Raw genomic sequence first — 13,156 nt, forward strand, 5'->3', positions numbered from 1 at the left:
GGCGGGAAAGGGATGAAAATTGAAAAGTATGTGGTACCATTTTGTAAACGGCTGATGGCTTGTGGGAATTGTATAGACACCAATAACCATAGGGCTTTCAGCCGTTTTCGTATATACCTTCATGAAAAATATGGGTTAGGGAGGTAATTGCAGGCTCATCCTGCGACTTTACTTCGGTGGTATTCACCTGAAAGATATCACCTGCGGCAGTACCATCCGCCTCATAGTACTGGCCAAAGACGCCCCATCCTTCAGCGTCCTCTCGGTAAGAGCTCCAGACAGCGACAAATCCTTCCGGCTTGTCAGAAACCGTGATGGTGACGGAGGCCGGATCACTCGTTAGTCCGATTTCATCGGTTGCGGTATAGGTAAAGCTAATTTCGCGGGATTCACCTTCAGCGAGATCATCAAAATCACTACCCGGTGAAAAACTGAACAGGCCGTTTCCATCGAAAACAACGCTGCCTTCAGTCGGTGCATCCACAAGATTAAATGTCAGATCGTCACCGTCTTCATCAGTGCCAAGAAGGCCTCCGGTGATTTCATTGTCTTCTCTGGAGCCGGTCGTGGTGACATTGGACACAACGGGGGCATGGTTAATTCCGGAAACGGTTACAGTAACAAGTTCGGGATCGGAGGTAGCTCCATGTTCGTCTGTGGCAATATAGGTGAAGGAAACATCCCGACTTTCACCATCCGCAAGATCTTTAAAGTCATCACCGGGAACGAAAGTGAAATTACCATCGGTACCGAACTCTACGCTGCCTTCGGCTGGCGCTTCCAGCAACGAGTAAGTTAACTCACCACCTTCTGGATCAGTCCCAATCACGCTGCTACTGATGCCAGCATCATCTTCTGTGCCACTGATAGCAACAGCAGTTACAATCGGCTGTTGATTGATACCTGCAATCGTGACTGTCACAGTTCCCGGATTTGAGGTATTCCCTTCAGGATCAGTGGCAACGTAGGTAAACGTAATATCACGAGACTCTCCTGCACCGAGATCATCAAAATCATCACCTGGTTCAAAGCTAAAGTTGCCATCTTGAGTTACGGTAACGGAGCCCTTGGATGGTGCATCTACCAATGCATAGGAGAGATCTCCGCCGTCTTCATCAGTGGCAGTTAGGGTGCCGGTGATTGAAGTATCATCTTCCCTACCGGTGCTACTATAATCATCAGCTTCTGGGAGGTGGTCGACACCATTTACGGTGATAGTAACTGTAGCAGGGGAGGAGGTATTACCTGCGCTATCAGTAACAATGTAAGTGAAGGTAACATCTTGAGCTTGATCCTCTGTCAGTGATTTAAAGTCATCGCCTGGAAGAAAGGTGAAAGTGCCATCATTGTTGTTAACAACATTTCCTTGGTTTTCTGGAAGACCATCGCTGATGATATAGGTCAGACTGTTGTTTTCTGGCTTACTATCTCCAACTTCAAATTTAACAAAATTCTCATCTTCGTATATCGCAATATTTACATCATTCGATTCTAGCAAAGTACTTGAAACAGGAAGTAGCCTTGCTATATCACTTGCTCCCACTCGTCCATAAGGGCTTGCTATGGAAAACTGTTCACCTATCTTATTTCCAGTTGCATCAAACCTTTGTCCGGCGATACTTCCAGCGGTAGACATTCCCCCCAAATCAGTCCAAGTTACAATAAAACCTCCATCTTCGACTGCTACAGTTGCAGAGTCTCCTTGGGAGTGTTCAACGCTAGTGTTAACTGTAAACTCGCTTCCAATGGGATTATAGTGAGCATCAAATAATTGGCCGCTTACATCTGAGCTGGATGTCCATGTAATAACAAAGCCACCGTTAGAGAGCCCTACTGCCGAAGGATTTTCTTGAAACCAGCGCTCATATGTATTAACTGATATCTCGTCCCCAATCCTTTTCCCGTTACCATCAAATACTTGGGCAGTTATTCCTTGATTGGTGACAGGGCCATCGCTCTCCAGTGAATTAAACCCACTCCATGCGACAACAAAACCTCCGCTTTCTAGAGGTGAAACCACAGGAGTGCTTTGAGTACCTTGTGTAAACGTATTTACTCTAAATTCATCACCGATGGGTTCTCCTGAAGCACTAAAAATTTGACCAGATATACCTCTATAGATGCCAATATTATTATCCCAGGTTGTATAGCTACCAGCTATTTCTGGATCATCAGATTCCCAAGTGACTACGAATCTTCCGTTAGATAACGTTGTAACATCCGAGTACTGTTGGCTGCGATTGGTATTTGTGTTAACTAAAAAACTATCGCCAATCTTTTCACCGTCTCGAGAAAATAATTGACCAGATATGCCAAAGCTATCTTCTTGAGAATCATTTTCCACTCCATAGCTTGTCCACGTAGTGACAAAACCACCATTTGCGGTTGCCGTAACAGAAAGAGAAGTATTAGTAGAATGGTGGTCTGTACTAACTACAATCTCTTCACCCTTAGGACTACCGTCGGGATTATAAATCTGACCAAGAAGAGCATGACCTTCTAGATCATCATAATACCGTGTGTCTCCGCGCCAAATAACAACGTAACTGCCATCAGCTAAAGAGGAAACCGCTGGCTCGAATGGCCTGAAGGTCTGCTGCCCAATGAAAAAAAAATCTCCTAGAGGATTCCCGTCCACATCAATTGTTTTGCCAGCAAGACGATGACCTGTAGAGTTGGAATGTTGCTGCCAAACAACCACGTACCCATTATCAACAGACGTTTCTGATGCCATTACTCGGTTCCTTGTAATCTTTAAGCTTCCTGCCTACAGCATTATAAGATGCAGAAAATAGTAGTAGGGATTGTATGTATGGCTAAACCTATAGTGCAGGAACGTAATATCGATAGAAGTTGGCTGAAAGTACACTGTAGGCTATAGAACAAGCAATCTGGCTTGGTTATTATCCATACAACTCAAATGCAGTAGATAGTAATAAAACGCTACACGGAGTAGCAGTTGTCAGATCTGACAGGGAGCCGACATGGATGATCTGTGGCAGTTGATGGAGACGCTAAACACGTCAACTTCTTTTGAGCAGTTGGGTGAAAATCTCGATCGGCTAATTCAGCAGTTTGATGTGGAACACTACGTTTACCTCAACCTTTCACCACTTGCCGCAAAGGTTGCAAGCACGGGGAATTATCCTGAAAGCTGGGTAACCCACTACCTTGAGCAGGAGTATCAATTTGTCGATCCCACGGCAAAAGGCTGTATGCTTCTGCAGAAACCATTTCTATGGCGTGATTGCGATCAGATCTTCGAACCCACTGAGCTAACCCAGCGATTTTGGAATGAGGCAGCTGAGTACAACCTCACGTCCGGCCTGGGTATTCCCCAACGAAGCTTCGATAAGAGCACTGTTGGCTGGGGAATGACGTTTCGTACTCGCGACGAAGAGCAGTATCTGAAAGAGCATGGCAAAGCCCTTAGCGTAGTTGCCAACAGCTTTCATTACCGCTTTGAGCAATTACTGGCCAGCAACGAAAATCTTTCGCAAACCTTTCGCCTCACCAAACGGGAGCGCGAGTGTGTTATGTGGTTATGTGAGGGGAAAACGTATCCGGAGATTGAGATCATTCTGGGGATATCGGAACGTACTGTGCGCCACCATATAAGTGCGGCCAAGAATAAGCTGGATATAGCAACAAATGCACAGTTAATCGCTAAATCAGTGTTATACAGACTGGTTTAGATTGGCCCGCAGATAGAAAAATGGCTGGTAAAACCAGCCATTTAATAGATTATTCGGTGCGCTCGAACATCAGGTCCCAGACCCCATGCCCCAGACGCTCACCGCGTTTCTGGAACTTGGTCACCGGGCGCCATTCCGGCTGTGGTGAGTACTGACCATCACCGGCCACGTTCTGGTAGCCTTCTGCCGCACTCATCACTTCCATCATGTGCTCGGCGTAATTTTCCCAGTCGGTGGCCATGTGGAACACACCGCCCACTTTCAGCTTTTTGCGCAGCGCCTGGGCAAATTCAGGCTGCACGATACGGCGTTTGTGGTGCTTTTTCTTGTGCCATGGATCCGGGAAGAACAGCTGCAGCGTGTCGAGGCTGCCATCCGGGATACACTGCGCCAGTACTTCTACGGCATCGTCGCAGTACACACGGATGTTCTCCAGACCTTCCAGCTTGGCGTTGTTGAGCAGACGACCCACGCCCGGACGGTGAACTTCGATACCGATGTAGTTCTTCTCCGGCTGGTCTTTGGCCATGGAGATCAGGGAATCGCCCATACCAAAACCGATCTCCAGCACCACCGGTGCTTCACGACCGAAGACTTCGGCGGTATCGATCATGCCGTTTTCCAGCTCCAGGCCCATCAGCGGCCAGGCTTCATCGAAGCCGCGCTGCTGACCTTCGGTCATTCGACCGGCACGCAGCACAAAGCTACGTACCTTTCGCATGTATTTCTTCTCTTCGCCTGCTTCAGATTCAGGCTGCTGTGGGATCTGTTCTTCGCTCATAGCTCTCGCTGCAGAAACGCAAAACCCGGTGACCAGCACCGGGCTCTGGCGTGTAACTTAATTAATTACTTGATCAGGCCGTCCATTGGGGAGGAGGCGCTGGCGTATTTCTTACGTGGCATGCGACCAGCCAGGTAAGCTTCACGGCCCGCTTCGATCGCTTTACGCATCGCGGATGCCATCATGATCGGGTCTTTTGCCGCTGCGATTGCGGTGTTCATCAGCACACCTTCACAGCCCATCTCCATGGCGATTGCAGCGTCAGACGCTGTACCTACACCCGCATCAACCAGCACCGGCACCTTCGCGCTTTCCATGATGATGTTGATGTTGTGTGGGTTGAGGATGCCCAGACCGGAACCGATCAGGGAACCCAGCGGCATTACTGCTACGCAGCCCATGTCTTCCAGCTGTGCTGCGACGATCGGGTCATCGTTGCAATACACCATCACGTCAAAGCCGTCCTTCACCAGGGTTTCGGTCGCTTTGATGGTTTCCACCATGTTCGGGTACAGGGTCTTCTGGTCACCCAGTACTTCCAGCTTCACCAGGTTGTGACCGTCCAGCAGTTCACGCGCCAGGCGGCAGGTACGTACCGCGTCATCTGCGGTGTAGCAGCCAGCGGTGTTTGGCAGGATGGTGTACTTGTCCGGGGAAATTACGTCCAGCAGGTTAGGCTCGTCCGCGTTCTGACCGATGTTGGTACGGCGTACCGCCACGGTTACGATCTCAGCACCACTGGCTGCGATAGCATCACGGGTTTCATCCAGGTCTTTGTACTTACCGGTACCGACCAGCAGACGGGAGTTGTAGCTCTTACCGGCAATTACCAAGGCGTCGTTTGCTTGCTCAGACATTCTTTTGTTCCCAGGTTTATCGTTATCGTATGGCTGATGTATCTACGGATGGTAGGGACGGCAGATCAGCCGCCACCAATCGCGTTGACGATTTCCACAGTGTCGTTTTCCGCCAGCTGAGTGGTCGGATGCTCACTGCGAGGGATGATCTCCATGTTCAGCTCGATGGCGATACGCTTGCCGGTCAGGCCCAGCTGCTCCACCAGATCGGTCAGGGAGGCGCCGTCGCGCACATCCAGAGAGTCACCGTTCAGATTAATCTGCATCGTTCAGTTTCCTGCTCAGTTGTATGGCTGAATAGGCCAGCGCTGCCCAGCCAACCAGAAATGCCAAGCCACCTATCGGCGTCACCGCACCCAGCCAGTGGGTACCACTCAGTGCCAACAGATACAGGCTGCCAGAGAAGAGCACAATGCCGAGGGTAAAGCTCCAGCCCGCTACGCTCAGTGCACGGCCGGGTTCACGCAACGCCAATACTGCTACCACCAGCAACGCCAGCGTGTGGTAGAACTGGTACTGCACGCCGGTCTGGTACACATCCATCAGGTAGGGAGCCAGGTAGCCTTTCAGGCCGTGGGCACCAAATGCACCTAGTGCTACAGCGATTAAACCGCTCAGGGCGGCAATCAGCAGAAAGATGGATGCAGGCATGGTCTGTCTCTGATATTCGTGAAGCGGGATTATAGCGTAAAGGGTCGCCGGTCGTCTTGATCTGCAGTCATCTCTGGAGCCGAATCGCAGGCAAAAAAAGAGCCGCTGTTTAGCGGCTCTTTTTCGGTGTGGATATTATCTCTGGAGCATTAGGCTTCCAGCGACAATCGAATCTTCTTCATGGCGTTTTTCTCAAGCTGACGGATACGTTCCGCCGAAACCTGATACTTCGCGGCCAGTTCATGCAGGGTGGCTTTCTCTTCACGCAACCAACGCTGGATCAGAATATCCTGGCTGCGCTCGTCCAGCTGCTGCATTGCCGTCATCAACTGCTGTTCAGTTTCCTGCTTCCAGTTGGCATCTTCCACCTGGCTGGCCGGATCGGCGCTCATATCTTCCAGGTAGTTGGCTGGCGCATAGAACGGGGTCTCGTCGTCATCCGCCACCGGCGCATCAAATGCGGTGTCGTTGGCAGCCAGACGGCCTTCCATTTCACGCACGGTTTTAGCTTCCACACCCAGATCATCCGCGACGGCTTTAACCTCGTCGTTGGTCATCCAGGTCAGGCCCTTTTTCATGGAACGCAGGTTGAAGAACAACTTACGCTGAGCCTTGGTGGTGGCTACTTTTACGATACGCCAGTTACGCAGGATAAACTCGTGCATCTCCGCCTTGATCCAATGCACCGCAAAGGAAACCAGACGAACACCCATGGTCGGATCAAAGCGACGTACCGCTTTCATCAGACCTACGTTACCCTCCTGGATCAGGTCACCCAATGGCAGACCGTAACCGGAATAGGACTTTGCTACGTGAACCACAAATCGCAGATGTGACATAACGAGCTGACGTGCAGACGCGACATCTTCCTCGTAGTAGAGACGCTCTGCCAGCTTACGCTCCTCATCTGCACTCAGTACAGGGATTGCACTTACGGATTGCACGTAGGCATCCAGATTGCGACCCGGAGAGAGGTTTTCGACGATTTGTAAGCTTGTGCCCAACTTTTTTGACCTCGTATCTAATGACGAAAAAAGTGAATCCGTCACTGTGACCTGCTTGGCAGGATTTAGTTCCAACTCTGCTGGGGTGCTGCCCCAAAGAACACTGTAAATTAGCGGGGAAAGATGAAGATTTCAAGACAGGAAGGGCACCGTTTCGCCCAAATTGCGTCGTTTTCAGGGAAATCAGCGTTCAATTGGTGCAACAATGGCCCAAATCAATGGCTTTGGGCCGGAATTTTAAGGCTGCTTTACGTGTTTAGCGGGGCTCGACTTCGCGCAGGTGACGACCGACTGCCAGCCATGCACCGGCCAGCCCCAGCAGGGTGCTAACCAGAATCAGCAACAGCGAGCCCAACCAGCCCAGGCCCTGAATCTCAAACTGGCTTTCGTACAACTCGGCCAGCTGCGCCACCGGCGGTTCCAGCAACATCAGGCTTACCTGCACCAGCACCCAGGCGATCACACCGCCCAGCAAGCCAAACCAGGCACCGGTATAGAGGAACGGACGACGTACCCAGGCGTTGGTGGCACCCACCAGCTTCGCCACAATGATCTCGTCACGGCGGTTTTCGATCAGCAGGCGGATGGTGTTACCCACCACCATCAATACAGCCAGCGCCAGCAGAACACCAAACACGATTACACCACGCTCCGACACGGCGACAAACGCGGTCAGGCGTTGTACCCAAGCCATATCCAGCACCGCTTCCTCTACCTCAGGTAGCTCGGCGAGCTGTTCGCGCAGCAGCGGCAAGGTGGTGGCGTCTTTGCCCCGTGGCAGCACCACAATCACACTGGGCAGTGGGTTGTCCGACAAGTATTTCAGTACATCGTCCAGGCCGGTGGTACGACGAAACTCCAGCAGCCCCTGCTCTGCACTGATCAGCTCCACGGCGGAAAGATCGTCGCGCAGCAACAGCTCCCGACTGACCTGTTCGGCCTTGGTCTCGGTAATATTGGTATGCAGGTAGAGGGAAATACGCGGTTCCGCGCCCCAGTCCTCACTCAAGCCATGCAGGTTCTTCAGTCCCGCCAGCAATGCGCCCGGCAAAGCCAGTGCAATCGCCAGTACGGCCAGAGTCATCAAGGTTGAGAGCGGCGATGCCCAGAGGCGGTGATAGGCGTTGGCGGCTACATCTGTATGGTTGCGAATCCAGCTGCGGCGCGCATCGGCGAACTTGATGCGATGGCGCTCAGCACCTTTCTGGGGTGCAGCAGTCTGCTGAGGCTGCGCTTGCTTGCCCTGACGTGTAGCTTTGCTGGCAGGCTGTTGACGCACCGCGCCACGACGCCGTTCTTCCACTCGATTAGGCACCGGCCACCAGCCTCCCGCGTTTCAGGGTCAGGATACGGTTGCGCATGCGCGAGATCAGGTTGAGATCGTGACTCGCGATCAGCACGGTGGTGCCGTGACGATTGAACTCCATAAACAGGCGCATGATCTCTTCCGACAGCGCCGGGTCGAGGTTACCGGTTGGCTCATCCGCCAGCAGCAGTTGCGGCTTGTTGACAATCGCCCGGGCGATCCCCACACGCTGCTGCTCACCGGTTGAGAGCATCACCGGGTTCATCTTCTCTTTGGAGAGCAAGCCCACCTTGTCCAGCGCGGCACGCACTCGGCGGGCAGCATCTTCCGGCGAGTAACCGGAGATCTCCAGCGGTAGGGCGATGTTCTCAAACACGGTACGATCAAAGAGCAGCTGGTGATTCTGGAACACGACGCCGATCTTGCGACGCAGGTACGGGATCTCACCACCTTTCATGCGGGACAGATCCTGATCACCCACAAACACGTTGCCCTGCGTGGGACGCTCCATCAACATGATCAGCTTCAGCAGGGTACTTTTTCCCGCACCCGAGTGACCGGTCAGAAACGCCATCTCCCCGCGCTTGAGGTCGAAACTAATATCACTCAGGGCATCCTGCCCGGTGGCAAAGCGTTTACTGACTCGATCGAAGCGGATCATCCGTTTTCTACTCTTTGTTACTCTTCGAAGAGGGCGTCGACAAACTCGTCGGAATTAAACGGACGCAGATCGTCGATCTGCTCACCCACACCGATAAAGCGGATCGGCAACTCCATCTGCTTGGCAATGGCGAAGATCACACCACCTTTGGCGGTACCGTCCAGCTTGGTCAGGGTGATACCGGATACACCCACGGCTTCTTTGAAGGTTTTCGCCTGGCTCAGTGCGTTCTGACCGGTACCGGCATCCAGCACCAGCATTACTTCGTGTGGTGCTGCCGGTGACAGTTTCTTCATCACCCGCACCACCTTTGCCAGTTCTTCCATCAGGTGGTCTTTGTTCTGCAGACGACCTGCAGTATCGGCGATCAGCACATCAACATTCTTCGCCTGTGCAGACTGCACCGCATCGTAGATCACGGACGCGGAATCGGCACCGGTGTGCTGTGCCACCACCGGTACATCATTACGTTCACCCCAAACCTGCAGCTGCTCAACCGCTGCTGCACGGAACGTATCACCCGCCGCCAGCATCACAGACTTACCTTCTGCCTGGAATTTCTTCGCCAGCTTACCGATGGTGGTGGTCTTACCTACACCGTTCACACCCACCATCAGGATCACGTAAGGACCCTCTTTGGCCTCAACCTTCAGCGGCTCATCCACCTCATGCAGCAGCGCAGCCAGTTCCTCTTTCAGGGCAACCTGCAGCGCCTGGGCATCACCCAGCTGCTTACGCTCAACCTTGTCGGTCAGGCGTTCGATAATCTCGGTGGTGGCTTCCACACCCACGTCAGCCATCAGCAACAGAGTTTCGATCTCTTCCAGCAGATCGTCGTCAATCTCTTTAGCACCCAGGAACAGGTTACCCAGCTGCTTGGTCAGATTCGCCTTGGTGCGGGTCAGACCAGCCTTGATTCGAGCGAAGAAACGGCCTTTCTTTTCCGGCTCAGGTTCTGCTGCCACAACAGGTGCAGGCGCTTCGACAACTGGCTCTGGCTGCGGCTCAGGTTCTGGCTCTGCAACAGGTTCAACCGGCTCAGCCACCACTTCGGGTTCTGCAACCGCTTCCGGCTGATCGCTGGCAGGCTCTTCCGCAACAACCTCTGCTACCGGCACTTCCTCTACCGCTTCTGGTGCGGCTTCCACTGAAGACTCTTCACTCGCTGAAGGTTCTTTATCTGCTGAAGACTCGGTCTCTGCTGAAGGCTCTTCTTTCGCGGTCGGCTCTTCTACCGACGGTTCCGCTTCAACCTCCGGTTCAGCAACCGCGGTTTCTTCGGCCGATACAACCTTTTCTTTCTCTTCGTCGCCGCCACCAAACAGCGATTTCAGTTTCTTAAACATCAGTATTCCTCAATACAGCACGCACCCCACTTGGGATTTCCCAACCGGCAGTACCCTGCTGCAAAACAAGCGCATAAATAAAAAATCAGTTTCCGGCGTCCGACGAGGGTCTGAGATGCTAAAATCCGGCGCATACGCCCGGCGTGCTTCGATCAGACCAGCTCACTATAACGCTGACTCGTTGCAGATTATGAGTCATTTTGAATTACCGCCCGGTATCTTATCATAGAGCGCCAATATCCATACAAAGGAAAGGACTGTCGCGACTTATGTCTGACCCCTACAAGCCGCTGTTTAATCGTACCTACCTGAAAATCATCATGTGGGTATCGGCGATCACCATCCTGTACCTGGCTACGCTGGATTCGCGGGAGCCGGATTATCTGGAGCTGAACCGTGCAGAGAACCTGCCGGTGTACTGGGTTGAGAACAAAGCCGACACCACCAACCTGAGCGTACTGCTCCCCACCGGTAGTGCGATCAGCAACAGCGACAAACAACTGCAGACGCTGCTGGCCCAGATACTTGAAAGCCAGCTTGCAGCCCAAGTCCTGCCTAATTCCGTGCGTTACAGCCTAATTCAGGCACAGGACCATCTGAACCTGGAGTTCAGCCTTACATCCCTGGATGAGCAGCCCGATTGGCAGGCGTTGTTCGCCAAGCTGCAGCAACCAATCGAGCCGGTACTGTGGCAACCAGTGCTGGAAAAGCTGAAAGCGCGCGACTATCTGCAATCCCATAAAACCGACCAGCAGCTGCTGAACAGCTTTTTCAGCCGCCTGACCGGTGGCGACCAGCAAGATCCGCTGATGCAATTGAACAGCCGCTACCAGGTGATGCTCAACAACGCCCGTTTCTTTGTGTCCGGTGACGACGCTGAAGATATGGCTGAACAACTCGCTGAACAGCCACCACGTCTGGTGCCAACATCACTCAGCCTACGCCAGCTGAGCAGCCATCCTCAAGAGCAGATTCTGCCGGCCACCAACGACAGTCGCTTCCACCTGCTGCTGGGTTCCGCCATACCGCCACGCAACAGCGATCAGTTTGCAGCACATAAACTGGCAGCTCACCTGCTGCAGGATGCGCTGGCACAAACCAGCAACCGCCTGAGCTTTGATTACCGCCAGCTTTGGTCATCCCTGCAGGATGGCGGTTACAGCGCGCTGCTTCTGCATTCAGATCAGCCCCTGGATAACCTACTGACCGCACTGCGCAATCGGCTTACACCTGAGCAGGCGGACAGCAGCCGTGATCAGGTGATTGAAAGCTGGCAGGCACGTATGGCCGAAGAACAAAACCAGCTGACTGCCCTGCGACAGGTGGCGCTGTATCAATTACCACTCGATACATTGAGCAACTACAGCGAACAACTGCGTGCTGTGAGCAGCGATCAGATCGTGACGCTGGCCAGCGCCAGTCTGGACCGGGATAATCAGATCCTGATCACCATCGACAACCGCCCATCCGGTAACTAAGCAGAGATTAAGATCCTCAATGGGAAGACGTAATCCACCCCGCAAGAACCAAACCCCTACCGAAAAACCGTCACAGCTGCGCATTATCGGCGGAGAATGGCGCGGTCGTAAGATCCCGTTTACCCCGTTGCAGGGCCTGCGCCCAACACCGGACAGGGTGCGCGAGACCCTATTCAACTGGCTGCAACCGTATATTGCCGGTGCCCACTGTCTGGACCTGTTCAGTGGCAGCGGTGCATTGGGTTTCGAAGCGCTGTCGCGGGGTGCGGAAACGGTGACCTTTATCGATCAGGAGCCGTCGGTGGTGCGTCAGCTACGCGACAACCTGCAGTTGCTGCGTTGTAACCGTGCTGAGGTGATTCAGGACTCGGTGCTGAGCTGGCTGGAACGCCGTATCGCTGATGAAGAACAACGCTACGACATCATCTTTATGGACCCACCGTTCCGCAAAGACCTGGCAGCCCCGTGTTGTGAACTGCTGGAGCAACGCGGCATGCTAGCCGCAGAAGCGGTGATCTATGTGGAAACCGAATCCGACCTGACCGGTTCGGTGGTGCCTGCCAACTGGCATCAACACCGCCAGAAGGAAGCAGGTCAGGTGCGGTATCAGCTGTTTGTTCGTGAAGAGTTGCTGTGACGTTACATCCTGCTCTTTAAACAATAGGGTGTAGAGGTATGAGAGTCAGACTCTCATACCCTGAATATAGGTATCGATCAGCTGCTCCGCTTGTTTCTTACCTTTGCACAAGGCTGGCGTGGCCAGTGACGTATTGATCAGGCTGTAGATCAGGATCAGCAGGTTATCGACAACCAGATCCTGCTTGCCGGTCTTGGCCGGAATCTGCTTCTGCTTGCGGGCTTTCTTGATGAGTTTGCCCAGCGACTCGCGCCAGCGTTTTCGCTCTTCTTCCAGAAGTGGTGCGATGTGCTCCAGTTCCGGGCATAAACCGCCCCTCTGCATATGAAACACCTGCCAGCGCTGGGTATAAGTAGCCTTCCCCACCACCAGCTTGAACCACTCCAGTAAGAAATCTTTGAGTGCAACCAAAGCATCCTGTCGTGCGGCCTGCAATTGATCAAGAAAGAGCGCATCCAGTGGCAACGAACGCTCTTCATAGAGTGTTTCCACCAGATCGGTGCGGTTCTTAAAGTGCCAGTACAACGCGCCGTGGGTCACTTCAGCGCCAGCCGCAATCGACTTCAGGCTGGTCTGACTGATCCCCTGCTGGCTAAACATCTCAAGCGCTGTATCCAATAAGGCTTGTTTCGTTTGTTCCGCTTGCTCTTTGGTGCGTCTGGCCACGTTACCTCCTGTCTGTGTTGCCGCCATTATGCTACCGCAAAATGACGACATTCCCTGTTACAAACAGATTAAGG

Annotated in this window: 13 protein-coding genes; 3 read left to right on the forward strand and 10 right to left on the reverse strand. The window is 53.0% G+C overall.

The genetic code is table 11. The features are described 5' to 3' along the window. Nucleotides 1-97 precede the first annotated feature (97 nt). Nucleotides 98-2,734 carry an Ig-like domain-containing protein gene (locus ACEQ15_RS17980; protein WP_370280639.1) on the reverse strand — a complete coding sequence of 879 codons (2,637 nt, stop codon included), beginning with the start codon at nt 2,732-2,734 and terminating at the stop codon, nt 98-100. A 250-nt stretch (nt 2,735-2,984) separates the two neighbouring features. Between ACEQ15_RS17980 and ACEQ15_RS17985 the strand changes: the two genes are divergently transcribed. Further along, on the forward strand, nt 2,985-3,695 hold the full coding sequence (locus ACEQ15_RS17985; protein WP_370280640.1) for an autoinducer binding domain-containing protein: 711 nt from the start codon (nt 2,985-2,987) through the stop codon (nt 3,693-3,695). A 49-nt stretch (nt 3,696-3,744) separates the two neighbouring features. On the opposite strand, the gene trmB is transcribed toward ACEQ15_RS17985, so the two are convergent. The 8 genes from trmB to ftsY form a co-directional block, all read right to left on the reverse strand. Further along, a complete protein-coding gene (gene trmB, locus ACEQ15_RS17990) occupies nt 3,745-4,476 on the reverse strand; it encodes a tRNA (guanosine(46)-N7)-methyltransferase TrmB (RefSeq protein WP_370280641.1) in 732 nt (243 codons plus the stop codon). Nucleotides 4,477-4,541: 65 nt separating this feature from the next. After that, nucleotides 4,542-5,333, reverse strand: coding sequence for a thiazole synthase (locus tag ACEQ15_RS17995; protein ID WP_370280642.1), 792 nt, complete (start codon nt 5,331-5,333; stop codon nt 4,542-4,544). Between the two features lie 65 nt (nt 5,334-5,398). Continuing rightward, nucleotides 5,399-5,599, reverse strand: coding sequence for a sulfur carrier protein ThiS (thiS, locus tag ACEQ15_RS18000; RefSeq protein ID WP_370280643.1), 201 nt, complete (start codon nt 5,597-5,599; stop codon nt 5,399-5,401). Beyond that, complete coding sequence (locus ACEQ15_RS18005; RefSeq protein ID WP_370280644.1) at nt 5,589-5,984, reverse strand: DUF423 domain-containing protein; 396 nt, start codon at nt 5,982-5,984, stop codon at nt 5,589-5,591. The genes thiS and ACEQ15_RS18005 overlap by 11 nt, the downstream gene beginning before the upstream one ends. A gap of 149 nt (nt 5,985-6,133) precedes the next feature. After that, complete coding sequence (gene rpoH / locus ACEQ15_RS18010; RefSeq protein ID WP_370280645.1) at nt 6,134-6,988, reverse strand: RNA polymerase sigma factor RpoH; 855 nt, start codon at nt 6,986-6,988, stop codon at nt 6,134-6,136. A gap of 256 nt (nt 6,989-7,244) precedes the next feature. Next, on the reverse strand, nt 7,245-8,303 hold the full coding sequence (gene ftsX / locus ACEQ15_RS18015; RefSeq protein ID WP_370280646.1) for a permease-like cell division protein FtsX: 1,059 nt from the start codon (nt 8,301-8,303) through the stop codon (nt 7,245-7,247). After that, nucleotides 8,296-8,955, reverse strand: a complete 660-nt coding sequence (gene ftsE, locus ACEQ15_RS18020) for a cell division ATP-binding protein FtsE (RefSeq protein WP_370280647.1) — start codon at nt 8,953-8,955, stop codon at nt 8,296-8,298. The genes ftsX and ftsE overlap by 8 nt, the downstream gene beginning before the upstream one ends. 17 nt (nt 8,956-8,972) lie before the next feature. Beyond that, nucleotides 8,973-10,301 carry a signal recognition particle-docking protein FtsY gene (gene ftsY, locus ACEQ15_RS18025; RefSeq protein WP_370280648.1) on the reverse strand — a complete coding sequence of 443 codons (1,329 nt, stop codon included), beginning with the start codon at nt 10,299-10,301 and terminating at the stop codon, nt 8,973-8,975. 269 nt (nt 10,302-10,570) lie between these two features. On the opposite strand from ftsY, the gene ACEQ15_RS18030 reads away from it, so the two are divergent. Continuing rightward, a complete protein-coding gene (locus ACEQ15_RS18030; RefSeq protein WP_370280649.1) occupies nt 10,571-11,779 on the forward strand; it encodes a hypothetical protein in 1,209 nt (402 codons plus the stop codon). Between the two features lie 19 nt (nt 11,780-11,798). Beyond that, the gene (gene rsmD / locus ACEQ15_RS18035; RefSeq protein ID WP_370280650.1) at nt 11,799-12,416 is read left to right on the forward strand and encodes a 16S rRNA (guanine(966)-N(2))-methyltransferase RsmD; all 618 of its coding nucleotides are present in this window, start codon (nt 11,799-11,801) and stop codon (nt 12,414-12,416) included. A 45-nt stretch (nt 12,417-12,461) separates the two neighbouring features. On the opposite strand, the gene ACEQ15_RS18040 is transcribed toward rsmD, so the two are convergent. Continuing rightward, a complete protein-coding gene (locus tag ACEQ15_RS18040) occupies nt 12,462-13,082 on the reverse strand; it encodes a TetR family transcriptional regulator (protein ID WP_370280651.1) in 621 nt (206 codons plus the stop codon). Nucleotides 13,083-13,156: the final 74 nt, after the last annotated feature.

Source organism: Pontibacterium sp. (assembly GCF_964228735.1).
Classification (GTDB): Bacteria; Pseudomonadota; Gammaproteobacteria; order Pseudomonadales; family Balneatricaceae; genus Pontibacterium.